This window comes from Gemmatimonadota bacterium, from assembly GCA_009838645.1.
Classification (GTDB): domain Bacteria; phylum JAAXHH01; class JAAXHH01; order JAAXHH01; family JAAXHH01; genus JAAXHH01.
The window spans coordinates 1-25664 of record VXRC01000017.1 but is presented as its reverse complement, the minus strand read 5'-3'; the positions used below and the strand labels follow the sequence as shown (position 1 = coordinate 25664).

Annotated in this window: 19 protein-coding genes; 10 read left to right on the top strand and 9 right to left on the bottom strand. The window is 63.4% G+C overall.

All coding sequences use genetic code 11. The features are described 5' to 3' along the window. Nucleotides 1-59: 59 nt before the first annotated feature. The 4 genes from F4Y38_04835 to F4Y38_04820 all read left to right on the top strand — a co-directional run bounded on the left by F4Y38_04835 (nucleotide 60) and on the right by F4Y38_04820 (nucleotide 4038). Entirely contained in the window at nucleotides 60-1169 is a 1110-nt protein-coding gene (locus tag F4Y38_04835; GenBank protein ID MXY48612.1) for an AI-2E family transporter, read from the top strand. Further along, nucleotides 1170-1667 carry a dCMP deaminase family protein gene (locus F4Y38_04830; GenBank protein ID MXY48611.1) on the top strand — a complete coding sequence of 166 codons (498 nt, stop codon included), beginning with the start codon at nucleotides 1170-1172 and terminating at the stop codon, nucleotides 1665-1667. A 101-nt stretch (nucleotides 1668-1768) separates the two neighbouring features. Further along, the gene (locus F4Y38_04825) at nucleotides 1769-2506 is read left to right on the top strand and encodes a hypothetical protein (protein MXY48610.1); all 738 of its coding nucleotides are present in this window, start codon (nucleotides 1769-1771) and stop codon (nucleotides 2504-2506) included. 131 nt (nucleotides 2507-2637) lie between these two features. Beyond that, a complete protein-coding gene (locus F4Y38_04820) occupies nucleotides 2638-4038 on the top strand; it encodes a phytanoyl-CoA dioxygenase (GenBank protein MXY48609.1) in 1401 nt (466 codons plus the stop codon). Nucleotides 4039-4055: 17 nt separating this feature from the next. Here the strand turns inward: F4Y38_04820 and F4Y38_04815 are convergent, their stop codons facing one another. Genes F4Y38_04815 through F4Y38_04775 form a run of 9 tightly spaced genes read right to left on the bottom strand, consistent with a single transcriptional unit; the run spans nucleotide 4056 to nucleotide 16228 of the window. Beyond that, the gene (locus F4Y38_04815; GenBank protein ID MXY48608.1) at nucleotides 4056-6008 is read right to left on the bottom strand and encodes a hypothetical protein; all 1953 of its coding nucleotides are present in this window, start codon (nucleotides 6006-6008) and stop codon (nucleotides 4056-4058) included. Then, nucleotides 5984-7333, bottom strand: coding sequence for a sulfatase-like hydrolase/transferase (locus F4Y38_04810; protein ID MXY48607.1), 1350 nt, complete (start codon nucleotides 7331-7333; stop codon nucleotides 5984-5986). The genes F4Y38_04815 and F4Y38_04810 overlap by 25 nt, the downstream gene beginning before the upstream one ends. 35 nt (nucleotides 7334-7368) lie before the next feature. After that, the gene (locus F4Y38_04805; GenBank protein MXY48606.1) at nucleotides 7369-8703 is read right to left on the bottom strand and encodes a hypothetical protein; all 1335 of its coding nucleotides are present in this window, start codon (nucleotides 8701-8703) and stop codon (nucleotides 7369-7371) included. Next, nucleotides 8685-9818 (bottom strand): hypothetical protein, encoded by a 1134-nt coding sequence (locus F4Y38_04800; protein ID MXY48605.1) that lies wholly within the window; start codon nucleotides 9816-9818, stop codon nucleotides 8685-8687. The genes F4Y38_04805 and F4Y38_04800 overlap by 19 nt, the downstream gene beginning before the upstream one ends. Continuing rightward, nucleotides 9815-11860 carry a (Fe-S)-binding protein gene (locus tag F4Y38_04795; protein MXY48604.1) on the bottom strand — a complete coding sequence of 682 codons (2046 nt, stop codon included), beginning with the start codon at nucleotides 11858-11860 and terminating at the stop codon, nucleotides 9815-9817. The genes F4Y38_04800 and F4Y38_04795 overlap by 4 nt, the downstream gene beginning before the upstream one ends. Before the next feature lie 57 nt (nucleotides 11861-11917). Further along, nucleotides 11918-13099 carry an electron transfer flavoprotein subunit alpha/FixB family protein gene (locus tag F4Y38_04790; GenBank protein MXY48603.1) on the bottom strand — a complete coding sequence of 394 codons (1182 nt, stop codon included), beginning with the start codon at nucleotides 13097-13099 and terminating at the stop codon, nucleotides 11918-11920. Next, entirely contained in the window at nucleotides 12922-13770 is an 849-nt protein-coding gene (locus tag F4Y38_04785; protein MXY48602.1) for an electron transfer flavoprotein subunit beta/FixA family protein, read from the bottom strand. The genes F4Y38_04790 and F4Y38_04785 overlap by 178 nt, the downstream gene beginning before the upstream one ends. A gap of 45 nt (nucleotides 13771-13815) precedes the next feature. Then, entirely contained in the window at nucleotides 13816-15018 is a 1203-nt protein-coding gene (locus F4Y38_04780) for a butyryl-CoA dehydrogenase (GenBank protein MXY48601.1), read from the bottom strand. A 16-nt stretch (nucleotides 15019-15034) separates the two neighbouring features. Further along, nucleotides 15035-16228 (bottom strand): aminotransferase class V-fold PLP-dependent enzyme, encoded by a 1194-nt coding sequence (locus tag F4Y38_04775; GenBank protein MXY48600.1) that lies wholly within the window; start codon nucleotides 16226-16228, stop codon nucleotides 15035-15037. 227 nt (nucleotides 16229-16455) lie between these two features. Between F4Y38_04775 and F4Y38_04770 the strand changes: the two genes are divergently transcribed. The 6 genes from F4Y38_04770 to F4Y38_04745 all read left to right on the top strand — a co-directional run. Beyond that, the gene (locus tag F4Y38_04770) at nucleotides 16456-17436 is read left to right on the top strand and encodes an amidohydrolase (GenBank protein MXY48599.1); all 981 of its coding nucleotides are present in this window, start codon (nucleotides 16456-16458) and stop codon (nucleotides 17434-17436) included. A 181-nt stretch (nucleotides 17437-17617) separates the two neighbouring features. After that, nucleotides 17618-20380, top strand: a complete 2763-nt coding sequence (polA, locus tag F4Y38_04765; protein MXY48598.1) for a DNA polymerase I — start codon at nucleotides 17618-17620, stop codon at nucleotides 20378-20380. Nucleotides 20381-20485: 105 nt separating this feature from the next. Then, the gene (locus tag F4Y38_04760) at nucleotides 20486-22282 is read left to right on the top strand and encodes a Rieske (2Fe-2S) protein (protein MXY48597.1); all 1797 of its coding nucleotides are present in this window, start codon (nucleotides 20486-20488) and stop codon (nucleotides 22280-22282) included. 83 nt (nucleotides 22283-22365) lie between these two features. Then, nucleotides 22366-24117, top strand: a complete 1752-nt coding sequence (locus F4Y38_04755; protein MXY48596.1) for a Rieske (2Fe-2S) protein — start codon at nucleotides 22366-22368, stop codon at nucleotides 24115-24117. Between the two features lie 45 nt (nucleotides 24118-24162). Then, nucleotides 24163-25458, top strand: coding sequence for a sulfite oxidase (locus F4Y38_04750; GenBank protein ID MXY48595.1), 1296 nt, complete (start codon nucleotides 24163-24165; stop codon nucleotides 25456-25458). 48 nt (nucleotides 25459-25506) lie between these two features. Continuing rightward, nucleotides 25507-25664 (top strand): VOC family protein (locus F4Y38_04745; protein ID MXY48594.1); only part of this gene is annotated, 158 nt, incomplete at its 3' end.

Sequence of the window (25664 nt, the reverse complement as noted above, 5' to 3'; positions counted from 1 at the left end):
TCACCGCGCCTACTTGATTACACGGCGTTTTCGTCAAGATCGGTGTTCCATCCCGGGTCATGCTCATGCTGTCCGAAAGCCCCATTACCTTCGACCGCGTAGTCCGCATCGCAATCGCCGTGGGCGTGATCTGGCTGTTGATCACCCTTGTCGCTTATCTGAGCGACGTGCTCATACCCTTTGCCGTCGCACTGCTGCTCGCCTACCTGATCAATCCCCTGACTTCCTGGCTGCAACGGAAACTGCCCTTCAAGCAACGAATCGTCTCCGTACTGCTGAGCCTGACGATCATCCTCGCCGCCGTGGTCCTGTTCCTTTCCCTCCTGATCCCGATGGTCGTGTCCGAAGTCGCGCAGATGCAGCGGCTGCTCTCCGGGCTGGTGGACGCGGACCAGTGGCAGGCGAGACTGCAGGACTATGTTCCGGAGGAAATCAGGATATACATCGCGGACCTGGTCCGGTTTGAAGAACTGGTCCAGCTGCTGAACTTCGAAAACATCCGGCTGTTCTTTCAACAGGTCCTGCCCGGCATCTGGGGGGTATTCTCAGGCACCATCAGCTTCATCATCGGGCTCGCGGTCGTCATCGTCATCCTGCTCTACCTGGTTTTCATCCTGTTGGACTTCGACGAGATCTCCGAAGGCTGGAAGGAACTGATCCCCGACCAGTACCGGCAGGTCGTACTCGACGTCGTATCCGACTTTACGAGGGCCATGCGGGTCTATTTCCGCGCCCAGGCCCTCATCGCCTTCATCGTCGGACTGCTCTTCGCGCTGGGCTTCTGGCTGATCGGCCTGCCCATGGGGATTTTGCTGGGCCTTTTCATCGGGCTGCTCAACATGGTGCCCTACCTGCAGGTCGTGGGCCTCATCCCGGCGGTGCTTTTCGCGATTGTCGGAGCCCTGGGCGCCGGCGAGAGCATCTGGATCATGCTCGTCCTCGTCCTGGCCGTGTTCGCCGTCGTACAGGTCATCCAGGACGCCATCCTGGTGCCCAGAATTATGGGCAAGGCAACCGGGTTCAACCCGGCCGTGATCCTCCTTTCCCTGTCCATCTGGGGAAAACTGCTGGGTATCCTGGGGCTGCTGATCGCGCTGCCGGTGACGTTCCTTGCCCACTCGTACTACAAACGGTTTCTGAAGGGATCTCAACCGGTGAAGGAGCAGTGAATGGATAGAATCTCCTGGGACGAGTATTTCCTGCGCATCGCCTATGCCGTTTCGGCGCGATCGAACTGCATTCGCCGGCACATCGGCGCCGTGATCGTGAACGAAAAGATCATCACCAGCACGGGCTACAACGGCACCCCCATGGGCATACCCAACTGCTTCGACGGCGGATGCAAGCGATGCAACTCGGACGGGCCGTCCGGCGCGAACCTCGACGAATGCGTCTGCATACACGCCGAGGAAAACGCCATCGTCTTCGCCGCGCGCCACGGGTCGTCGACGAGCGGCGCCACGCTCTACACGACCAACAAGCCCTGCCTGGGCTGTCTTAAAAAGTCCATCCAGGCGGGGATTCGCCGGGTGGTCTACGCAGAGGAGTACGCCTACACGAAGTCCGTCGAAAAGGTGTATGACTGGCTGGTGGAGGAATCCGGTATCGAGATGGTCGAATTGAAGCTGGACGAGCATCCGGAAACCGTCGTGGACTCGGTCCCGTAACCGCATGAGCCTGGGATATTCTGCTTGACGCGCAGCCGGCTAGTCCGGTAATTACGCGGCGAATCAATAAGGAACATCATACGTGCGAAACGGGTGATGTTTTGCATACCAGCGAACGCATAACGCAATCGAACTTCTTCTATCGCCGGCGGCAGGATTCGAAGTCGGAAGTCCTGTCCTTTTCCGAAGCGTATCCCGATTACCATCCGCAGGACCGCGTGGGACTGGTCTCACCCCGGTTGGAAGACGGCGTGTTCGGGTTGGCCGGCGCCGTCCTCGGCCTGGCGACCGGGTTCTACGACTGCCTCCGGTTGCAAGGGAGCGAGTTCTTCAATTATCCCCAGCATCACGTGTTCATCGGGGGACGGGATGGGCGCGTTCACACGCGAAGCGGTGACCGGGACCTCTCCATCCCGGAGATGGGAAGTGCCTGGGGATGGCTTGACGTCTGGCCGGAAACCAACTGGCATCTCTGTCCGGCGACGCCGGCCGGCATGCTCGAGACGGCATTCCGCCTCCAGGTCAACCGCCTGTTCTGGCCGGCTTCATTCAAACCCGGTACCGTGGATGAACCGCTTTCGCATTATGCGTACAGACTGTTGAGCGGAAGGCTGAAATCCGTCTGGTTTTACGACTGCGAGGATGGGAACCTGGAAGTCCGGGCATCGGGGTCTGCCGCGGACGTCATCAGGGAGAGCCTGGAACGTCTGCCTCGTGGAAGCGTGGAGAAGCTTGGCGACACGGAAATGACCTCCCGGCCGTGGTTCGAGAACCGGTTTAAACCCGTGGAACCTGAAGCGTTTCTTGAAGATATGTCGGTCTGCTTCACTGATGGATGAAAGATTGCATCTGGTCGCTATCGCGACTCGAACGAACCGTGTGGGGCCCGTCATGTCGACCATCGTGGATGGCGACCGTCCTGGCCGGCCGCCATGCCAAAGGGAGCCATACTAAAAAGGAGCAGTGACTCATGGTGGACAGAACCTACCTTTTCGACGATGACGCCATGCGCGACTTCATCGTGAACGGCTATCACGTGATCAGCGTGGAAAAGCCGGCCGCGCTGCATGATGACATATACGAGAAAACGAAGGCGATCATCGACGAAGACGGGAATCCGGGAAACAACCTGCTGCCTCGTGTGCCCGAGATCCAACAGGTCTACGACGATCCCAGGGTGCAGGGCGCGCTGACGAGCCTGCTTGGACCGGACTACGTCATGCACGCCCACCGCCACCCGCACGTGAACCCGCCGAACAGCCGGGGAGGCGCCTGGCACAAGGACAGCTACTGGGGATATACCAAGGTGCGGGACCACCATCCGCGCTGGATCATGGCCATGTACTATCCCCAGGACACCCCGGTGGAAATCGGTCCGACGGGGGTGATACCGGGCAGCCACTACGTCGAGTCCCGCGAGGAGACGGTCGGCGGGAACGGGTCCGTCCCCGACGGGTTCCCCGCAAGCGGCAAGGCGGGAACCGTTACCATCATACACTTCGATCTATGGCACCGGGCGTTTCCGAACCAGACGGACAAGGTCCGGTACATGATGAAGTTCCAGTTCACGCGGATGTCGGAGCCCGAGCGCCCGTGGTGGAACCGGCAATGCGATGATATCGACCTCGGAAACCTGTCGGAAGATCCCCGGAGCGCCATGTGGCGGAACATGTGGCACTGGCTTGCCGGAAACTGGTCGGCCGGGACCCGGCGGGAAGGCGCGGAACACGTCGAAGCGCTCGCCGGCGATCTGACCCACGAACTCGAACAGAAGCGCCTGCACGCGGCCTATACCCTGGCGGAGTGCGGTGAGGCCGCGCTTCCGCATCTCCTCGAGGCGATTCAGCACGAACAGGACGAAGTCCGGCGGGAAGCGTGCTACGGGCTCGGCGCGCTGGGCGCCGCGGCCGTCGAACCGCTGGTCTCCCTGCTCGGACACGGAAACGAACGCGTCCGGGGCTACGCGGTCTACGCCCTCGGAGACATCCGGCACCACAACCCTTCGGTTGCGGGGCGCCTGGCAGATCTGACAGACGACCCGTCGCCCTTTGTCCGCCAAAACGTGGCCGATGCCCTGGGCCAGATCAAGCTGGCCGCGGATGCGTCCGTTCCCGCGCTGGTCGGCATGATGAAGGACGAGGACGAGCAGGTGCGTTCCAGGAGCGCCTACGCGCTGGCCCGGTTCGGGGACGAGGCCCAGACGGCCATTCCGCATCTCGCGGACGCGTGCTACGATGAAAACCGGTACGTGCAGGGCCAGGCCGCCATCGCCCTTGAACAGATCGGCACGCCGGAGGCACTGCGCACGCTGCTGCACTGGCTGCAGGCCTCGCGGTGGTGTCCCCTGACGACGGCGAAGAGTACGTACTAGCGGCCGGTAACCGCCTGCTACCAGTCGTGCATCATGTGGCCCTGTCCGGGATAGAACAGGGCATCGGCGATGAAGGACAGGACGATGCCCAGGGTGTATCCTAGCAGCACGCCCAGGAAGAACCGCTGGCCCGTGCGGTATGCGTTCGTGCCGACCTTCAGCAGGATGAACTTGACGAGCCAGGCGAGGAAGACGGACAGGATCGAGTCCCGGATATTGCTGGCGAAGCAGATGGCGAATCCCACCGGGGCGAGGGGCCACCAGACCAGCCAGTGCCTGAGTTTCAGCAGGGCCAGGAAGATCACCGCGCCCGCCGCCATGAACCAGGGCTCGTTCTGCCCCAGGGACAGCGGGTTCTTCATCCAGGTCACGATCTCTTCATAGTAGTGTGTGTTCAGATTGGTGAACGCCCCGCCTCCGAAGTTGTACGCCCCGATCGCATATCCCGACTGGATCGAGTAAGCCAGCGCCGTGACCATGCTCACCAGGAAGGTGGCGGTGAGCACGAGCAGCAGCCCCTTCTTCCGCGGCCAGAAGCCATCGGTCAGGCGGTCGGCCAGCACGACCGATCCCATCCCCAGTCCGCGCCAGTTCCGCGCGTAGGCGCTCGCCAGGCCCAGTGACGTGAGGCTCGGTCCCGGCACATTTCCAGATCCCAGGGACAGCACCGTGATCTGGTGGGCGTTCACGGGCAGGTCGAGAAACACCACGCCCGTTTCCGCGATGACCTTCGTGGTGCCGAAGTAGAGAATGAACAGGAAGGCCAGGAACACGGCCATGACCGGCAGAGACAGACCGGACTGGTAAAGCCAGGCGCAGATGAAGGCGGATCCCAGCAGCAACCCGATCACGGCGGTCCGGTATGATACGAGCTCCTTCGAATCGTCCGGTCCGACTTCATTCCCGGCATCACGTCCGAACGCTTTTCTGAACACCCCCTCCAGGTGCCGACGCGCGGTCCAGAGGCTGTACCCCACGTACACGAGGAACCCGCCGAAGAACTGGGCGTTGACGCCGCCGCTGCCGCCGGGACCGCTGCTGGCCGTGTTGAGCCCGATGAAATTCAGCGCGCCGATCTCGAAGAGACCCAGCATGAAGAAGACCCAGATGCTCAGGAGGATGTCGATGTTGATGAAATACCCGAAGCAGAGCATGTAGGGGCTGATGCGCAGGGGGATGGAGGGGAACATCGGGCTCAGCTGGAGCGGCGTCTCCAAGAAGGTGCCCACGGGCAGCTGCGGTACGACCAGGGCGAAGGAGAAGATGTTCCAGACCGCGACGGCCAGCGCGAGGCCGAATCCGATCTGGAAGAGGCGGTCGTAGACCAGGTTCGGCCAGCGGCCGGGCGACTGGTCCCCGGCAATGAGCTCCCGGGGGACCTGTACCAGCGGAAAGGTGAGCCGCTCGTAATCCACCCACTGTTTCCGGAATATGGTCGCCACGCAGGCGCCGACGACGAATATCGCGACGAAGAAGCTCATCCACCAGGCAACGGGTATGATCCAGGGCGACCAGGGTATGGTCCCGCCCGGAGGCAATCCTTCGTAGAACCATCCCATGGCGTTGTTCTGGTTGCTCGCCACGAGCCATCCCGGAAGATAGGGGTGGAACAGCTCCACCCACTGGTTCTCGGGCTGGGCGAAATAAAAGGGCGTCGAAATGATGGTCAGGAAGTACGAAACGAAGGCCTTGCCGGGTATAAGGCTCGAAATGAGCAGGATGCAGAAGATCAGCGCCAGTTCGCGGCCGGTGAAGGCGGCCCTTTGGGCGATGCCCCGGACGAAGGGATTGTATACGAATACGACGAGCAGAAACAGGGCCAGGGCGGAGATGGGCAGGTGGGCCACCGACATGCGGGACGAGTGCAGGATATAGGTCCCGTAGGTCACCCAGAGGTTGAGGACGATGGCCAGGACGAGGCCCGTGGCGAGGGACCGCGACGTGATTACGGAGTTTGGCGTTCCTGCCACACGACCTCCATGGGATCGGGGATGGCGTAGGGCTTGACCCGCTGTTCGTGCAGCCATTCCGACAGATAGTGATCCATCCTGTGCAGGATTTCCGGTTGGTGATCGGCCAGGTTCTGCGTCTGGTACGGGTCGTTCCGCATGTCGTACAGGGCCACCGGGTCGAACCGGTATCCGAAGTCGTCGTAAGTCCTGATCATGAGGTGGTCGGGCGTCCGCACCGCACGCTGCAGCGTGTACAGCCCGTGGCCCCAGACCAGGTAGTCGTGCAGGCGGCACTGTCCGGTGGCGAGTCCCTCCGCGAAGGACCGTCCGTCATAGTATTCCGGCACTTCCCCGCCGACCAGGTCGATCAGGGTGGCGCTGAGATCCACGTTGTATAGCAGATCGCCGCAGGAGGACCCGATTGGCGTCACCCCAGGCCACTTGATGATTAGCGGAATCCGGTGTATGCACTCATCGGCGCAGACGTGATCGCCGTAGATGCCGTGCTCCCCCATGGCTTCGCCGTGATCCGCCGAGATGATGACCGCGGTGTCGTTCAGGTCGCCCAGGGCGTCCAGCACCTGCTGAACGTGATGGTCGGAGTAGCGGATTTCCGCGTCATACCCGGTCACCATGTGATTCAGGTCGTCCGTGTTCCGGATGGCGTCCGGCATGTTCGCCGTGGGGCTCGGCCGGTCCCCGGGAAAGAGGTGGGACGCGGTAAACCATCCGTCGATATCCTGGTGGCCGCGTATCGCTTCTTCGTCGGGCCAGTCCACCGCCGGCGGTTGGGCCGCCATGCGGTCGAACCCGTCGCGGGGCGCTTCGTAGACCCGGTGCGGGTCCCAGTAGTTGATGTACAGCAGGAAATCGTCCCGGCCGCCGTTCGCGGCGATCCAGCGAAGCACGGCCTCGTTGACTTCGTCCGCCGTCTCCGATCCCGTCTTCAGGTTGGGCGAATGGAACTCCGACCAACCCAGCCCGAACCAGGTCGCGCAGTGCCGGGTGGGGAAATTAGAGAAGCAGACCGTGTCGTAGACGTGCTGGCGCAGTCTTCTCTGGACCAGCTGGTTCCGCTCGTCGGGCCCGCCGTACCGCTGTTCCAGGATATGCAGCTTCGAGGCGGGACCGCCGTGGGTCACCACGCCGTTGTTGATCCCGAAACGGCCGGTGATCCATCCGTGCCTCGACGGCATGCAGGGAGAGTCCGCGCAGTAGTACCGGTCGAAACGCATGCCCTGCGCGGCGATCTCGTCGATGGCGGGGGAGGTTGGCCGGCCATAACCGTAGCAACCCAGGTGGTCGGGCCTCAGACTGTCGATATCGAAGAAGACGATGCGCAAAGAGGATTACCGGTGTCCTGGGTAAGTAATTGCCGCTAGGCCGCGATGGCCTTGTCGATGATGACCTTCATCTTGTCGCCGTGCTTGTGGCGGCCGGCGGCTTCGATAAGGGCTTCGATGGGCAGAAACCCGTTGTCCTGGAGCCAGTGGGCGATGGCGGCCAGGGCGGCGCCTTTTAAACCGCCCGTCTTTCTGAAGTCGCGGGTCACCAGGTTGGACGGACCGTTCGGACCATTCGCACCGTTCGGACCCGGCGTACCGTTCGGCCCGGCGGCACCGTTCGGTCTGGCGGCACCGTTCGGTCTGGCCAGCCCCGCAAGCTCGGGGCCGAGTTTCGTGTCCGCGATCACCAGGGTGTGTTCGCCGATGCGGGACCGCACCTTGTCCAGTCCGTCCTGCGATATGACGATCATAATGTGGGGACAGTCGATCCCGGTGTAGTGGATCGGCTGCCGGGAAAGGATCACCTCCGCCACGGAGAACCCGGTTCCGATGGTGATGGGATAGTCGCCCTTTTTGGTGGCGGAAAGGCCGGCGGTAATGCCCGCCGTGGAGAGCAGGTCTCCCGCGGACTGGATGGCCTCGCCGGCCGACCCCGCTACGATGATTTCCAGCCGGCCGTCGAGCGGCGCCTCGCAGGTGTGTTCGATCGGTTTCAAACCATCCAGGAGGGAGCGGCCGGACATCTTGTGCGGCAAGCCGACCGCGCGCGTGTTCCTCGTCACCACACTTTCGTAGTCCGCCGTATCGTGGAGTTCCTGGACCTTCCGCATACCGTACGCCGGGCACATTTCAACGATCTCGATCAGCGAGAACCCCGGCGTGGAAAGGGCCTCCTTCCAAAGTTCGGCCGTATCCTTGCCGATAAACGTCCGCGCGGTGTAGGCCGCGCCGGCGTTGTGGGCCAGCGCGCAGATGTCGTACCCCGGCACGGCCGACTCGGGCCGGTCAGGTTCCTTGAACTCGGTGGAGGACAGCCCGCTGGTCTGGCCGCCCGTCATGCCGTAGACCATGTTGTTCTGCACGACGAGGGTGAGGTCCAGGTTGTGCCGGGCCGCCTCGAGCAGGTGCTGCAGTCCGATCGTGGCGCCGCCGTCTCCCTGCAGGGCGATGATCTTCTTGTCCGGATGCTCGAGTCCCATGCGGATACCCATGGCCAGAGCGACCGCCCGGCCGTGGAGCCCGTGGATGGTATGACAGGTCAGCAGCGGGTCCACGAGTCCCGTGCAGCCGATGTCGCTCACCACGATGACGTCGAGGGGATGTACGTCCATGTCCGCCAGGGCCTTGCTCATGGACTTGTTGGCAACGGTATGACCACAGCCCGGGCAGTAGGGCATTTTCAGGTCGTTCAGGATGGTTTCCTGCATTGCCTTACTCCTTCCGAGATCTCCTGCGGGGTGATCATGTGGCCGATTTTGTTGACGCCGTGGACCCGGTCGTGCTGATGGTTACCGTAGAGCAGTTCCCGCAGCAGGCCGACGATGTTCTCCTCGACGACGACGACGTGCCGGTATTTCGCGAGCAGTTCGTAGATGCGAGGCGGTACGGGCAGCAATGTCTTCATGACCAGGAGCGATACGGATTCGCCGCCCGCTCTCAGCAGGACGACGGCCTCCCTGGCGGCCTCCGCCGAGATGCCGTAGGTCAGGATGACCGTATCGGCGCTTTCGTCCCGATCATGGTCGTAATAAGTATAGTCATCGAGGTTCTGTTCGACCTTGTCCTTGAGCCGCTCGGTATTGCCGAGGGCCTCGGGACTGTTCTTCTGCGTGATGCCTTCCATGTCGTGCGTCGATGAATTCAACCGGACCTGGTGCAGGTCGTTGCCCAGGGGCAGAAAGGGCGGCGCCAGGTTGCCATTTGCCCCGTAGGTCTTGTATTCCCCGTTCCCTTCGTGCATGTGGCGTTCCGCGCGCTCGATTTCCTTCAGGCCGGAAATGTCCAGGTTCTGGTTGGTCATGACCATTTCCTTCGAGGTCAGCAATACGACCGGGGTGCGGAGGTTTACCGCCGTGTGCACGCTGGCCGCGGCCATGTCCCAGCAGTCGTTCAGGTTCGAAGGGCAGAAAACCGGAAGCGAATACCCGCCCGAGATGCATCCCCGGAGCAGGAGCAGGTCCCCCTGGCCGCCCGTCGTGGCCGACCCGGTGCTCGGTCCCAGTCGCTGGGCGAGAATGATGACCATGGGCAGTTCCATCATGAAGGACATGTTGATCGATTCGATCATCAGGGCGAAACCGGGAAAAGCGGAGGCCGTGACGGGGAACACGCCCGATGAGGAGAATCCGGCGGCCCATTGCAGCGCCGTGATCTCGTCCGGCGCCTCGAGGGCGATGGGGATGCGCTGCTTGGCGCCCGCGAAGAGCCAGTTGACGGGCGTGATGGGATATCCGATGTAGGCGCCCGCGCCGGCCCGGGCCATCGCCTCGATGATCAGCCTGGATCCGTCCAGGAAGACCATGCGTTCGCTAACGGTCGTCATGGTGCGTTCGCTCCCTGCTCGTCTTGAATGGATTCCGCCACGATTTCGGCGATATCCCGGACCCGCATGGGTTCGCCGGCCCGCTTGTTGGCGTCGTTCATCATCCTGGCGCAGAAGGGACAGCCCACGGCCAGGGTGTCGGCCCCGGTTTCCCGGGCTTCCCGGAAGCGGTTGTCGCTGACCGCCTCCCTGCCTTCCTCTTCTTCTTTCCAGACCTGTGCGCCGCCCGCGCCGCAGCAGAAAGACCGGTTCCTGCTTCGGGCCATTTCCACCAGGGAAGGCCGGGCTGCCGCCAACGCCTGGCGGGGCGCTTCGTATTCTCCGCCGTGACGGCCCAGGTAACACGGATCGTGATAGGTGGTGCGCGTTTCGTCACGCCCCGGCATCGCGAGCCTGCCCGCCTTCGACAACTCACCGATGAGTTGCGTGTGGTGCAGGACCTCGAAACGGCCGCCCAGCGCGCCGTACTCGTTTCCGAGGGTATGCAGGCAGTGGGGGCAACCCGTGACGATGCGCTTCCGGCCGGCCTGGTCGGCGCCCGCGGCGTTCAACGTCTCGATGTTCCCTTCGGCGGCTATACTGAAAAGATACTCGTTTCCGGCCCTTCGCGCCAGATCTCCCGTACAGGATTCGTCGTTTCCCAGCACGGCGAAGTCCACCCCCGCCCGGTGCAGGACCGTGGCGATGGCCCGGGCCGTGTCCCGGGCGCCGGGGTCGAAAGCGCCGGCGCAGCCGACCCAGAACAGCACGTCGTAGTCCGGTTTCTCCGCGACGGTCGGCACCTTGAAGTCCAGGGATTCGGCCCATTCCATCCGGTCGCCGGCCATCTGCCAGGGGTTCCCGTTCCGCTCGATACCGGTGAAGGCGCCTTTCAGTTCGTTAGGAAATGCGCTCTCCATGAGCACCTGGTTCCGGCGCATGGCGAGGATATCGAACATGGGTTCGTTGCCGACGGGGCAGGCCTCCGTGCAGGCGCCGCAGGCCGTGCAGGCCCAGAGAGCGCTCTCGCTCATGGCGTAGCCCAGCATCGGTTCCGTGTCTTCTCCGCCCGCCGCCAGAGATGTCATGTGGTCGCGAAGGTGATACCGCTTGTTCACCTCCAGGGCCGCGGGAGACAGTTCCTTGCCCGTGGCATAGGCCGGACAGGCGTCCTGGCACCGGTTGCACATGATGCAGGCGAAGGCGTCCGCAATCTGGGTCCGGTCCAGGTCGGTGATCCGGCCCGCGCCGAACTGCTCGATGGTCTCGTCTTCGAAATCCAGGGCATCCAGCGCGCCCGGACCGGTCCGTTCCGGGGTGGTCATCAGGTTGAAGGGGCCCATGAACAGATGGGCGTGTTTTGAAAAGGGGAACCAGGGCAGGAATACCAGTACCAGCCCGATGGCGATCCACCAGCTGGCGTGCAGGCCGAAGGTCAGCACGGAAGGTTCCAGGCCCGACCAGAGACCGGCTGCCAGCGCCGCGACCGGCTGCCAGGGGTCCGGTCCGCGCAGTGCGATGTCGAAGGATGCACCCACGAGCCTGAAACCGACGTGGCCGAGGATGAAAAGCCCCACGATCAGGGAATCCCGCCGGATGCCGCCGGCTGCCCGGGGGTGCAGCTTGACGTTGGGCGCGATGGCGAGGTCCGTGGATTTCACGATGAACCTGCGGATGAGCAGGGCGGCCATACCCGCCAGCGCGGCCAGGGTCATGAGATCGACGAGCAGGCGATAGACCTGACCGGCGGCCCCCTCCTCCAGAAAAACGAAACCGGTTAACATGCCTTCCAGCACGTCCACCAGGTTGACCGCCATGTAGAGGATGAATCCCCACGCAATCCCGGTGTGCGCGAGGGAAACCAGCGGCCGGTTGCGGATCATGTTGTTTTGGCCGGCCAGGGCCTTGACTCCGGTCCACAGCCGGCCCGGAAGACCATCCCAGGCAAGGCGGCCCTGGCCCCGCATAATCGTCCCTGTCATGCGCCTGAAGGTGACGGACGCGAGGTACAGCGAGACGGCCGCAAGGAGGGCGAAGAGGATCTTTTCGTACGGAGAAAGCATCGGCGTCCCGCAATCCCGATGTGCCGCCGAAGGAAGACGCGATGCACGGTGTCCGGGCTATCGGCCCAGCCGTTTCTTCACTTCTTCCGCGATGGCGGGCAGGTAACTGAAGAGGTCGCCGGCGATGCCGTAGTGGGCGTACTTGTACAGCGGCACGTCGGCGTCTTTGTTGATGGCCACGATCACGCGGGCGTTCTTCATGCCCGCCAGGTGCTGTATCGCGCCGGAAATCCCGCAGGCGATGTACAGGTCGGGCTGTACCGTCTTTCCGGTCTGGCCGACCTGGTGGGCATAGGGTATCCACCCGGCGTCCACCGCGGCCCGGCTGGCGCCGAGGGCGCCGCCCAGGGCGTCCGCCAGTTCGCGAACGGGCTGGAAACCCTCCGGTCCGCCCACGCCGCGGCCGCCCGATACGATGATGCTTGCTTCGGTCAGGCTGACGGTGCTGTCCGCGGTCTCCACGGACGTCACGCTGGTGGGGATCTCGTCCTCGGACAGCACGGCAGGCACCTCGATGATCTCCCCGGACCGGGACGGATCCGGATCCGCCGGCTGGAAGATATTGCGCCGCACCGTGATGAAACGATGCCCGGTGCCCCGGAACGTCACGGTGGATATCAGGTTGCCGACCAGCGCGGGGCGGACCGCGGCCAACCTATCGCCTTCCACAAGCAGGTCGGTGCAGTCCGGCGCCAGGCCCGCACCGGCGAGGGCGGCGACGTAGGCCGAAAGCTCCAGGCCGGCCGTACTCGCCCCCATCAGGACCACGGAAGGCGGTTCGTTCTCCAGGATCCGCGCCAGGAGCTTCGCGTAGGGCTCCACGCGGTAGCGGCCCAGTGAAGGATCATCGACGGTGTACACGCGGTCCGCGCCGGCCTCGACGGCCTGCCGGGCGATCTCGTCGACACCGTCACCGAACACGGCGGCGGTCAGGGAACCGCCGATTTCGCCGGCGACTTTGCCCGCAGCGGCCATCGCCTGCCATGCGATCGGGTCCGCCTGCCCGTCCACCAGTTCAATCCATACGAGTAAGTTGCTTGCCATCCGTTCGATTTTCCCGCCTAAATGACCTTTTCTTCCATCAACCGGTCCACCAGGGTCCTGGCCGCGTCTTCGGGGCCGCCATCGATCATTTCGATGTGCGCTTCCCGCACGGGAGGAAGGGCCGTCCGCCATTCGACCCCCGAGGCCCCGGCGCCCACGCCCGACGCATCGAGACCGAGATCCTCGCAACGCCATACGGGAATGCTGGTCCGGGCCGCCTTGCGTATGCCGATGAGGCTCGGATACCGGGGTTCGTTGATCTCCTTGACGACCGAGATCAGGGCCGGAAGCCGGCTGGTGACCGTCTCCCGCGCTTTCTCGAGTAATCTGACCGCCGAGATGGTCCCGTTCGACGGGTCCAGGTTCCGGAGCTCAGCCACATAGGAAACGAGCGGTACATCGAGCAGGGCCGCGACCTGCACGGCCGTCGCGGCCGTATTGCCGTCGATCGCCGCCCGGCCCCCAACGATCAGGTCGAAGGCACCGATTTTGCGGATGGCCGCAACCAGGATACGCGCCGACGTGAGGCTGTCGCTATCCGCCATGGCCGGGTCCGATACCAGGACGGCTTCGTCCACGCCCATGGCCAGCGCGGTCTTCAACGCGTCGGCCGCTTCGGGAGGCCCCAGGCACAGCGCGGTCACCTCGCCGCCGTGCTCCTCCCGGGCTTGTATGGCCGTTTCCAACGTGTACTCGTCCCAGGGGTTGACGATACGGGGTCCGCCCTCGGCGGACAGCTTGAGGCCGTCCATGGAGGCGGACAACTGCGCCGTATCGGGCGTCTGCTTCACCAGGGCGATGATGTTCAAGGAACCGTTACCTCGCTGTGTACCTCTACCTCGTTGTGTACTTCGACATGACAGCATGGCCGCATACGGTCGGCGTTCGTCGCGGCCGCATACGGTCAGCGGTCAGTTCTGCCAGTAATCCGGATCGTAAGCGGGCATCTCGCACCGGAGCGGGCGGTCCGTCCGGTTGCCGAACTCGTAGTCCGCCTGCATGAGTTGGTGGATCTGCGACGTGCCCTCGTAGATTACCGCGCTCTTGCTGTTGCGCAGATGTCGTTCCACGTCGTATTCGTCGGAGTATCCGTAGGCGCCGTGGACCTGCACCGCGTCGCTGGCCGTGGTGAAGGCCGACTCCGTGCAGTACCACTTGGCCATGCTAGTCTCCCGGGTGTTCCGCGTTCCCCGGTTCTTTAGCCATCCGACCTTGCGCACCGCCAGTTCACCCAGGTCGACGCGCTGCTTCATCTGGGCGATGAGTTGCTTGACGAGTTGATGGTCGCCGATCGGCTGGCCGAAGGTCCGGCGCTGCCGGGCGTACGACACGGACGCTTCCAGGCAGTATTTCATCAGGCCTACGGCGCCAGCCGCCACGGTATAGCGGGCATTGTCGAGACAGGACATGGCAATCTTGAATCCTTCGCCCTCTTCTCCCAGCCGGTGGGACTCGGGCACGGGGACCTGGTCCATGTTGATCCAGCCCGTGTTGCTGGCCCGCACCCCCATCTTGCCCTTGATCGTGCCGGTGGTCAGACCTTCCCACCCGCGTTCGAGCAGGAAGGCGGTGATGCCTCGCGTGCCTTCCTCCTGGTTCGTCTTCGCGAAAACGAGAAAGCGGTCCGCCACGTCGGACAGCGTGATCCACATCTTCTCGCCGCTGACCAGGTAGGTGTCGCCTTCCTTCCGGGCCCGGCTGCCCATGGCGGCCACGTCCGAACCCGCGCCGGGTTCGGTCAGTCCGAAACAGGCGATGTTTTCGCCGGTGGCCAGGGGCGGCAGGAACCGTTCCTTCTGTTCTTCGGTGCCCCATTGGAAGATGGGCAGGGCGTGCAGGCCGAGGTGGACCGCGATCGTCTCCCGTACGGAAGAGTCGGCCCATTCCAGGCCTTCCGCCAGCAGGCCGAGGGAGATGAAGTCCATGCCGGCCCCTTCGTAGCGAACCGGGAGGCAGATGCCCATGAATCCCTGCGCCGCCATTTTGGGCAGCAGGTCGTGGGGGAAAGTTCCGTTTCGATCGTGCTCCCGGATGGAGGGCAGGATCTCGTTGCGGGCGAAATCATAGACCATCCGTTCGACCATCTGGTGTTCTTCGCTTAACTCGAATTCCATATTCAGACCTGGTTATTCAGCCCTGGCTTTCGGCCGCCACCCCGCCCGCTTTACTGAAGTCTCTGCCGGGGGTCGACGCCGGACGGGTCACCGGAATCTCCCGCATCACTTCGAGGAACCGGTCCACGTCACGGTCCGTATTGTAGAAATGGGTGGACACACGGGCCCTGCCCACGCCGCCATAGGCGCCGAAGATCAATATGTTCTGATCCTCCAGGGCATGGGTTACCGCGTTGACGTCCGCCGCGGTAAAGCAGACGTTTCCGGCTCGTTCCGCTTCCGCCCGGGGCGTGATGACCTCCCAGCCCAGGTCCGACAGGCCGTCCCACACGCGGGTGCTCAGGTGTAGCACGTGCTCCTCGATGCGGTCGATCCCGATGCCCAGCAGGCAGTCCAGGGCGTTGTCCAGGATGTACACTCCGATCCAGGTTTCGTTGCCCGGCGTGAACCGGCTGGCATCCTCCCGGGGAATGTACGCGGAGGGATCCTTCCAGTCGGGCAGGTAGGCCGGCGTATGCCAGCCGACGAATGGCGGGTTCAACTCGGGTACGCGTTCCCGGTTCCAGTAGAAGATACCGACCCCGTGCACGGCCATGAGCCATTTGTAGCAGCTGGATACGACGAAGTCCGCGTACTGCGCTTCGACCGGAACGACGCCCGCGGAATGGGTGACGTCGAGACAGAGTTGGGCGTTCTTGCGGTGTACGATATCGGCAAGCTCGGGAAGGGGAAGGCGTTGGCCGGTGAAATAGCTGACATGGCTGACATTAACCACCCTGGTGTTTTCATCTATCGCTTGATCAAGATCTTCCAAGTCCGTGTGCCAGTTATTGTTTTCCACGATCCGAAGTTCCACGCCGCGGTCCTTCAACAGAGTCCACGGCAATACGTCCGAAGGGAACTCCACGTCGGCCACTACCACGTTGTCGCCGGGTTTCCAGTCGAGGGCGTAGACCAGCAGATTGATGCCTTCGGAAGTAGAGGTCAGGAAACCGATATCGTCGGGCTGTACGCCAAACAGCCGCCCGACTTTTTCCTTGCATCTCGAGGAAACCAATTCCAGGCGCCTGCGTCCTTCTTCTCCCAAAAGCTTGTCCTCGAAGAATCGGTGAACAGCGTCGCCATGGGTCTTCAGCATGGGCGACTCGCCGCCGGTACACAGGTGGGTTATTCCCTGGGTTCCAATGAACTCGGAAGGATCTATCAGCATCACCGTCTCCAGTTGAAATTGCCGCGGTTTCGGTCGGTCGCGAATTCGACTGCCAAGATATCCGCCTGCGCTGTTTTTGTACAGGGAATTCGGGAGGTCGTTACCGTGCGTCACCTCCGGCGTTGTTATTGTTGTAAAACGGGCTATATTATGTAGATTCCCGTGAATCGGCCGCGCAATCGGCCGCGCGCTGATGGAACGCCCGGTACAACCGCTGGAGGGTCCGTTTGGTATTCGATTTCCACACCCATTTCTATACCTCCGCCTACCTCGATGAGATCGAACAGGGAGGATACCAGGCAGTGATGGTCAGGGATGCCGCCGGCAATCGCCTGCTGAAGCTGGATGGCGATTACAGCATGATCGCGCCGGGTCATTTCGACGCGGATCGCGTGATAGAGCATATGGACCGTCACGGGGTGGACCGGCAGCTGCTCAGTTTTTCGATCCCCGGACTGCACGTCGAGGAACCGGATGCCGGCCGCCGCCTCGCCCGGATCGTGAACGAGGCCCTGGCCGAGACCGTAGCGCGCCATCCAGGACGGCTGTCCGCCCTGGCGGTCCTTCCATTGCAAGACCCGGCCGCTTCGGCGGCGGAACTGCTCCGCACCGCGGAGTCGCTGAACCTGCGGGGCGGCATGCTGTTTTCAAATATCAACGGCCTGTCACTGGGCGCCCATGAGTTTCAAGAACTCTATGAGGCGGCCTCTTCCCTGGACCTGCCGCTCTTCGTACATCCCACCACGCCACATGCCCATGACGTTTACGCGGCGTACAGGCTGACGCCCATGGCCGGGTTCCCTTTCGACACGTCGGTGGCCGCCCTGCACCTGGTATTCAGTGGAACGATGGCGGCCTTCCCGGACCTGAAGGTCGTGCTGGGTAACCTGGGCGGCACCATCCCCTTTCTCGCGGGCCGGATCGACCAGGCCTACCGTTCCTACCCCGAGGCTCGAGAGAAACTGGACCGACCGCCGTCGGAGTACCTGAAGCGCATGTACTATGAGTCCGCGGGGATGCCGGACAGCGGAGCGCTTCGCCTTACAATCGACTTCGCCGGTATCGACCGGGTGATGTTCGGTTCCGACTTCCCCCAGCAGATCGCCGACGTCGGCCTGGGGCTGCGGACCATCGATGAACTGGGGTTGGATGAAGCGGCCAGGCGGCGCATCGTCGGCCGGAACGCGGCAGGACTTTTGAAGGAATAGCGTTATTCAATGGTAAAATCAGTTTACCGCGCTATAATGAAAGCACACTGCAATGAAAGCACACTGCATCAGGCCGGAACCGCGGGTCGAAGAGAGATGCACGGGATCTACACGGGCCGTCCTGTCTCGTCCCGGGCCGTCCATCCCCGCCCGGTTCCCTTGAAGCCGGAGCGTACCACCTATGACTGAGGCCCAGAAGACCCTGTTCCTGCTGGACGGGATGGCACTGGCCTATCGCGGTCATTTCGGATTGATCCGTAATCCGAGGATGACTTCGACGGGAATGAACGTATCCATGGTGTTCGCCATCGCCAATACCATCCTCGGCATCCTGAACAAGAACAGGCCCACCCACATCGCCGCGGTGTTCGATACGCCCGAACCGACCCACCGTCACGAGCAGTATCCCGAGTACAAGGCGCAGCGGGACGCCATGCCCGAAGACCTGAGCATCGCGCTGCCCTACCTGTTCCGGCTGATCGAAGGGTTCAACATCCCGGTGATCCGCGTCCCGGGCTGGGAGGCCGACGACGTGATCGGGACCCTGGCGAAGCAGGCCGACGAAGCGGGTTTCACCACCTTCATGGTCACGCCGGACAAGGACTACGCGCAACTCGTTTCCGAGCAGTCCTACATCTGCAAACCCGGGAACACCGGGGACAACTTCGAAACCATGGGCGTGGCCGAGGTGCTGGAGAAATGGGGAATCGAGCGGGTCGACCAGGTGATCGACGTGCTCGGACTCATGGGGGATACCAGCGACAACGTGCCCGGCGTCCCGGGGGTCGGCGAAAAGACCGCGCAGAAGCTCATCGCCCAGTTCGGGTCCGTAGAGAACCTGCTGGAAAACACCCACGAATTGAAGGGAAAGCAGAAAGAGCGCATCGAGGATAACCGGGACATGGCCGTGTTGTCGAAGAGCCTGGTCACCATCGAGCGGGACGTGCCGTTGGACGTCACCCCGGACGCGCTGACCGTCAAGGAACGTAAGGAGGAGGAACTCAAGAAGCTGTTCGTCGAGCTGGAGTTCAATACCCTGGGCAAGCGGCTCTTCGGGGACGATTTCTCGGCGGCCCCCCGGCTGACCGTCGCCGGCAGCCAGGAAGACCTGTTTTCCGACGACCAGTTGAAGACGATCGCGGAGGTGGAGCACGACTACCGTTGCGTTGACACCGCAGAAGCCCGCGCGGCACTTATCGACGAGCTTTCCCGTGCGTCTTCCTTCTGTTTCGACATGGAAACGACGAGCCTGGATCCCAAGACCTGCGAAATCCTGGGTTTTGCCTTCTCGATCAAGCCGCATATCGGCTACTACGTGCCCATGCCCGACGGACGGAAGCAGGTACTGAGGGTCGCCGGCGAGTTCCAGTCCCTCTTCGACGATACCGGCAGGGAGCTCATCGGGCACAACATCAAGTTCGACCTTTCCGTGCTGCGGTGGCACGGGATCACCGTGTCCTGCCGCATCTTCGACACGATGCTGGCGGCCTACGTGACCGTGCCGGACCTGCGCCGCACCATGGATTACCTCTCCCAGGCCCTCCTGGGCTACACGCCGATCTCCATCACCACGCTCATCGGCGAGAAGGGCGAGGATCAGGGCACGCTGAAGGATGCGCCGCTGGAAAAGGTCGTGGAATACGCGGCCGAGGACGCGGATATCACGCTGCAGCTGGCCGAACTCCTGCGGCCCCGGATCGGCGAGATGAACCAGGATACCGTCTTCACGGACATCGAGTGCCCCCTCGTGCCCGCTCTCGTGGAAATGGAGCACGAAGGCGTGCGGATGGACGTGGGGCAGCTCGAGCACCTTTCTAGCCTGCTCGATGAAGAGATACAGCGGTCTTCGGACCGGATCACCGAACTGGCCGGGGAATCCGTGGACTTCAATTCGGCCAAGCAACTCGGGCACATCCTCTTCGACAAGCTGAAAATCGATCCCAACGCCAAGCGCACGGCCAAGACCGGCCAGTATTCGACGGCGGAAGCCATACTGCGCCGGCTTGCGCCCAAGCACGAGATCGTGGAACAGATTCTCCACTACCGGATGTGCACCAAGCTCAATTCCGTATACGTCAGCCAGCTGCCCCACGCCGTGTTCCAGCAGACCGGGCGCGTGCATACCTCCTACGAACAGGCCGTGATCGCCACCGGCCGGATCCAGTCCCACGGGCCCAACCTGCAGACCATCCCGGTCCGTACGGAGATGGGCCGGCAGATCAGGAAGGCCTTCGTGCCGCGGGACGACAACTACCTCCTGATGGCCGCGGACTATTCCCAGATCGAACTGCGCATCGCGGCCGAGCTCAGCCGTGACGAGGGCATGATGGAGACCTTCATCCAGCACGAGGACATCCACTCGGCGACGGCCATGAAGATCTACGACGTGGACTACGACGGCGTGACCGACGAGATGCGCCGGCGCGCCAAGACCGTGAATTTCGGGATTATCTACGGCATCTCCGCCTTCGGGCTGGCCGAACGGCTCAACATCCCGCGGGGTCAGGGCCAGGAATTGATCGACCAGTACTTCGCGAAGTATCCGGGGACGCGCAAGTATATGGACGAAACGGTCAAGTTCGCGGAGGAGAACGGATTCGTCGAGACCATGACGGGCCGGCGCCGGTACCTGCGGGACATCAATTCCCGGAACAACACCACCAAGCGCGCCGAGGAGCGCGTCGCCATCAATTCCCGCATCCAGGGCACGGCGGCCGACCTGATCAAGCTGGCCATGACGCGGATTCACAACGAGTTGAAAAAGCAGGCGTGCCGCACGCGGATGCTGCTGCAGGTGCATGACGAACTCGTCTTCGACCTGCATAAATCGGAACAGGACACCGTGCCCGGCCTGATCGAGGAATGCATGCGGGGCGCGCTGCCCATGACCGTGCCCATCGAAGTGGAAATCGGCATCGGCGCGAACTGGCTGGAAGCCCACTAGCGGCCCGGATGCTCGCGGGAGCGTCGGATTCAGGACCGCAGGCCGGCAACATATGATAACTGAAAGGCCACAATTGAAAACACCTGAAAGAAAGGAAAGGTTCAAATGAGCGCAGGAAACGGCTGGATCCGGGTAGGTTCCCTCGCGGACGTGCCGCCCGGCGAATCCCGCGCCGTCAAGATCAGCGAAGGGCGCAGCGTCGCCCTGTTCAACGTGGATGGACGCATCCATGCCACGGACAACCAGTGTCCCCACATGGGATTTCCACTGACGCGCGGGGTGGTGAAGGACGGCGTCCTGACCTGCGACTGGCACGGACGCAGCTTCGATCTCGAAGGCGGCGGTTGCTTCAACTACGAATGCGACGACCTGGAGACCTTCCCGGTCGACATCCGCGGGGACGAACTGTGGGTTCAGGCCGGGGACGCGACCTACCGGCGCCGCGACCAGCACTTGCAGCTGCTCTGGGAGGGACTCCTGAGCGGGGATTCGTGGACGATCTCCAAGGCCACCGCCCTGCTGCTGTCCGGCGGCGTTTCGGAACACGACATCGTGCAGTTGGTCCTGCGGCACCTGGGCCGTCACGTGGCGTCGGAGCAGGGCGCGGGCGGGGGCGGCGACATCGTTTCCCTCCTGGTCTCCGGCCTCGAAGTCGGCCGTAGGTACGACGGGGAGGACCGCCTGATGGCCCTGTCGCTGGCCGGTCGCGCAGCGTCGGGGCGGGCGTCTGAACGGCTCGAGGTCATCACGCTGCCGCCGCCCGTGAGCTGGGATCAGATCGACGGCTGGGTGCGCATGTTCTCCCGCAACATGCAGGATTTCAGGATCGAACGGTGCCTGCACACGGCCCGCGAAAACGGCCAGGAAGAGCACATCTTCAAGCTGCTGTTCGAATGCGCCGTGGCTCCGTATTTCCTGGGCTTCGCCCGGAACGTGGCCAACCTGGGGGACCTCGCCCGGGTGGTGGATACCTTCGGATGGGGCGAGGCGTCCGAACTGGTCTGCAACCTCGGCGCCAAGATGGTCGGGCGGGGACGGGACGAGCCGGAGCGTTTTCACCGGGACGCAGTGCGCCTGCTCGAAGGCCTCGCGCCTGAACTCGAATCCCGGGATTACGGGGCGAACACCCGCACCGACTACGACGAGAACGCCTTCGTGGACGCCCTGCTGAGCGTGGACGTCGAACGCGCTTTCGAAGCCGTGGCCAAGACCCTGCGGGAAGGCGTGGCCATCGAGCGCCTCATCACGACCTTCGTCCTGCTCGCGGCGGACCGCATGGCCCGCACGCCCGTGAACGTCGACGCCGGATGGGGTTCCCTGTCCACCGAGTACAACCTGGCGGCCTCCCTGCGGCACGTCCTCGTTTACGGCGGTCCCGCGGCCGCGGCGAAGGGCCTCTTCCACGCGGCCTGGCAGATCTTCGACAACCGCTGGATCAACATTCCCTCCCGCGCCCTCGACGAACCCCTTCCGGATCATGCTTCGGACGCGCCGGACGGGGTCTCCGCTTCGGAGCGCATCGTCCATGCCATCAAGTCGCTGGATATCCACGGGGTGGGCGACCAGGTGGTGGGTTACCTGAACAGCGGCTTCGACGGTTCGGAGCTGCTCAGGGAAATCGGCCGGGCCATCCTGTGGGACGATACCAACATGGAGCTGCTGCCCACGCTGCGCGTCACCTTCAATGAATGGGAAGGCACGAGCGGCGCGGGCGCAGGCGGCGCGGACGCAGGCGGCGCGGACGCCGCCCGCGGATCGGGTCACCCGTCCCGGTACCAGCTCCTGGTGGGGCTGGCCAGGTACGCGACGGACGTGCGCCTGAACAAGAACAGCATGGCATCCATCAACACGGCCATGCGGTTCTCGGAAGGACGGACGACGGTCGAAGTGTTCGACGACTAGGGATCTCCGGACTACAGATAACGGACTGCAGACGCGGATCTTCTGACAAAAAAATACGCGAAACATCGGAGAGGTAATCAGTCATGTCAACTGAACAGAATGGCTACGTGAAGGTGGCAGGTGCGGACGAGGTGGTGGACGGCAAGCCCAAGGCCGTGAAAGTGGAGGGCCGGAGCATCGCCCTCTTCCGGCACAACGGGTCGATCTACGCCACGGACAACCAGTGTCCCCACATGGGCTACCCGCTGACCCGGGGGCGCGTCCGCAACGGCGTGCTGACCTGCGACTGGCACGGATGGAGCTACGACCTCGGCGGGGGCGGCTGTTTCACCGGCGGGTGCGACGACCTGGAGACCTTCCCGGTTGAAGAGCGAAACGGCGACGTATACGTTAGTGTGGGAGACGGCGGATCGAAACGGTCTGACGCCCATTTACTGCTGCTGAAGGAAGGGCTCTATTCCACGGACCAGTGGACCATATCCAAGGCCGTCGCCATCATGCTGGCGCGGGGCGTGTCCGAGCGGGACACGCTCAACCTCATCATCCGTCACGGCGGCCGGCACATCGCTACGGAGCGGGGGGCCAACGACGGCGGCGGAGAGGTTTCGGATTTTGTCAACGGGATCAAGGTAGCCCGTCAGTACGAGAGCGACGACCGGATCATCCCGCTGACCTTCGCCGCCCACGGGTTGTCGGGCCGCGCCGGGGACCGGCCGAGCATCCAGCGGCTGCCCGACCCGGTTACCTGGGAGAAACTCGAAGGCTGGATCCGGGTATTTTCGAAAGACAAGAAATGGGAAGGCATCGAGAAGTGCCTGATCACCGCCCGGCGGATGGGCGGACATGACCACGAGATCCTTCCGCTGCTCTTCGAATGCGCCATGGCGCCCCATTTCCTGGGCAATTCGAACAACCTGCTCAACATCGGCTACATCGCGGAGGTGCTCGAGGAGTTCGGATGGGACGAGTCGGAGGAACTGGTCTGCAACCTGTCGGCCAAGATCCTGGGCCAGGAGCGGGGACTGCCCGACGAGATCCGGCAGTCGGCTATCGACCGGTTCATCGCCGACACGGCGACGCTGGATGCCCTCGAAGACGGACAGGCCGGCGGTTCCGCCGTGGCGTTCGATGAGGATGCCTTCGCCGAAGGCCTGGTCAGCGGCGAAATCGGACCGACCTTCAGCGCGGTCACGCAGGCGTTGAGAGATGGTGTATCCATCGATCGGATCGTGACGACCATGGTGATCCTCGCCGCGGACCGCATGGCGCGTACGCCGGTGAACATGAACCCCGGCTGGGGGGGACTGGTCCGGGAGATGATGATGGCCTCCGCGGTGCGCAAGGCCCAGCGGTTTGCCGGATCCCGGGTCGCCGCCCAGGCCCTGTATCACGTCGCCTGGCAGTTCTACGGCGACCGGTGGCTGAACATCACCCACCGGCCCCTGTCCGAGTCCCGCGGCAGTCTGCAGCCGGGGAGCGCGGACGAGTCCGAAGCGATCGAAAGCGTCCTTTCGTCCATCGAGAAGATCCAGATCAGGGAGATCGGTAGGCAGACCCGGGATTACCTGCGCTCCGGCTACTCGGGGGACGCGCTGCTCCGCGGCCTCGGCCTGGTGATCCTCAAGGACGACAACGGCCGCAACATCCTCTCCACGCTGCGGACGATCTTCGACGAGTGGACCCTGTGCGCGGATCACCCCTCGCGCAACCAGCTGCTGGTCGGTCTGGCACGCTGGGCCACCGACAGCCGGCGCGCCACGGGCAGCCAGTCCGCCGCTGCGACGGCCCTGCGGTTCGCCAAGGGGCAGACCGCGGTGGATCTGTACGAGTCGTAGTCTACCGCCATTGCAGGGGTCGAATCGGTTTCGAGGTGCACGGACATGGGCGACGATCCTTCGATCAAGCGGCTTAACACACTCTACCGGGAAGACCCCGACGAGGCCGACCGGTTGTTGTTCGGACGCCGCACGTATTCCGATCGGCGCGGATTCCTGAAGAACGCAGGCCTGGCGGCCATGGGCGCGCTGGTCGGCGCCGCGATCCCCTTCCACCGCAACATCCCCGCCCACTTCATTCCCGTGGCCCTGGCTGCCGAAGGGGTCATTCCAGGCAAAGACGGCCTCACGGTCCTCAATGACCGGCCCATGTGCGCGGAGACCCCGCCGCACTTCCTCGATGATGCCATTACGCCCACCGAAAGACACTTCGTCCGTAACAACGGGCTGATGCCCGAGGACCTGGACGCATCGCGCTGGACACTGGCGATCGATGGCCTGGTCGACCACCCGTTGACGCTCGGTCTCGATGATCTAGGAGCGCGCTTCGAAGTCGTAACCCGCGCGCTGGCCCTGGAATGCGCGGGCAACGGACGGGCTTTCTTCGACCCGAAGACGAAGGGCGAACAGTGGACCTACGGCGCGGTGGCCTGCTCGGAATGGACGGGCGTGCGGTTGTCTGACGTCCTGGCAGCCGCCAGTGTACGGCCCGATGCCGTCTACACCGCCCACTACGGCGCCGATACCCATCTGTCCGGCGCTTCGGCCGGGCTTCCCATCTCCCGCGGGGTTCCGATCGACAAGGCCACGGACCCGCACAATCTCGTCGCCTTCGCCCAGAACGGCCAGCCGATCCACCCGATGAACGGCGGCCCGCTGCGGCTGATCGTCCCCGGTTGGCCCGGTTCCTGTTCCCAGAAGTGGCTCATCCGCGTTGAGGTTCGGGACCAGGTACACGACGGTCCCAAGATGACCGGGACCTCATACCGCTTGCCAGACCGGGGGATCGCGCCCGGAGAGACCGTGGACGAAAAGGAATTCCGCATCATCGAGCGCATGCCGGTGAAGTCGCTGATCACTCATCCCGCGACGGGACACCGGACAACGGAAGGCTCGGTTGAAGTGCGCGGTCATGCCTGGACGGGCGAGGGGCGCGTCGACTCGGTGGACCTGTCGAGCGACTTCGGGGCGACCTGGATGCCCGCAACGCTGGATGATCCGGTGAACGCCTACGCCTGGCAGAACTGGCGGGCGGAGGTTTCATTCCCGCAGGAGGGGTATTTCGAAGTCTGGGCCAGGGCGACGGATTCGCGCGGCGTTAGTCAGCCCCACGCCATCGCGTGGAATCCCGACGGCTATTTGAACAATGCCATGCACCGAATTGCTGTTTACGTGGAGTGAACCTGATCTACTGGTGTTCTTTCCCACATTGCCAGGAGGGTACGAAGCGTGCATAAAGTTCAGGGATTCGGCGGGTTCTTCTTTCGGGCAGAGGATCCGGAAGGACTTGCGAAATGGTATCAGGATCACCTTGGCATCAATCCCGCGCCAACGAACATGGAGATGGCGCCCTGGGTGACCGAGTCCGGGGTCACGGTTTTCTCGCC

Bases quoted from the DNA above. Each gene is read 5' to 3' on its own strand.
- F4Y38_04835 (MXY48612.1), top strand. From the start codon at position 60: ATGCTCATGCTGTCCGAAAGCCCCATTACCTTCGACCGCGTAGTCCGC.
- F4Y38_04830 (MXY48611.1), top strand. From the start codon at position 1,170: ATGGATAGAATCTCCTGGGACGAGTATTTCCTGCGCATCGCCTATGCC.
- F4Y38_04820 (MXY48609.1), top strand. From the start codon at position 2,638: ATGGTGGACAGAACCTACCTTTTCGACGATGACGCCATGCGCGACTTC.
- F4Y38_04805 (MXY48606.1), bottom strand. From the start codon at position 8,703: ATGCAGGAAACCATCCTGAACGACCTGAAAATGCCCTACTGCCCGGGC.
- F4Y38_04800 (MXY48605.1), bottom strand. From the start codon at position 9,818: ATGACGACCGTTAGCGAACGCATGGTCTTCCTGGACGGATCCAGGCTG.
- F4Y38_04795 (MXY48604.1), bottom strand. From the start codon at position 11,860: ATGCTTTCTCCGTACGAAAAGATCCTCTTCGCCCTCCTTGCGGCCGTC.
- F4Y38_04790 (MXY48603.1), bottom strand. From the start codon at position 13,099: ATGGCGTTGCGAGGATCTCGGTCTCGATGCGTCGGGCGTGGGCGCCGG.
- F4Y38_04785 (MXY48602.1), bottom strand. From the start codon at position 13,770: ATGCTGTCATGTCGAAGTACACAACGAGGTAGAGGTACACAGCGAGGT.
- F4Y38_04780 (MXY48601.1), bottom strand. From the start codon at position 15,018: ATGGAATTCGAGTTAAGCGAAGAACACCAGATGGTCGAACGGATGGTC.
- F4Y38_04775 (MXY48600.1), bottom strand. From the start codon at position 16,228: ATGCTGATAGATCCTTCCGAGTTCATTGGAACCCAGGGAATAACCCAC.
- polA (MXY48598.1), top strand. From the start codon at position 17,618: ATGACTGAGGCCCAGAAGACCCTGTTCCTGCTGGACGGGATGGCACTG.
- F4Y38_04760 (MXY48597.1), top strand. From the start codon at position 20,486: ATGAGCGCAGGAAACGGCTGGATCCGGGTAGGTTCCCTCGCGGACGTG.
- F4Y38_04755 (MXY48596.1), top strand. From the start codon at position 22,366: ATGTCAACTGAACAGAATGGCTACGTGAAGGTGGCAGGTGCGGACGAG.
- F4Y38_04750 (MXY48595.1), top strand. From the start codon at position 24,163: ATGGGCGACGATCCTTCGATCAAGCGGCTTAACACACTCTACCGGGAA.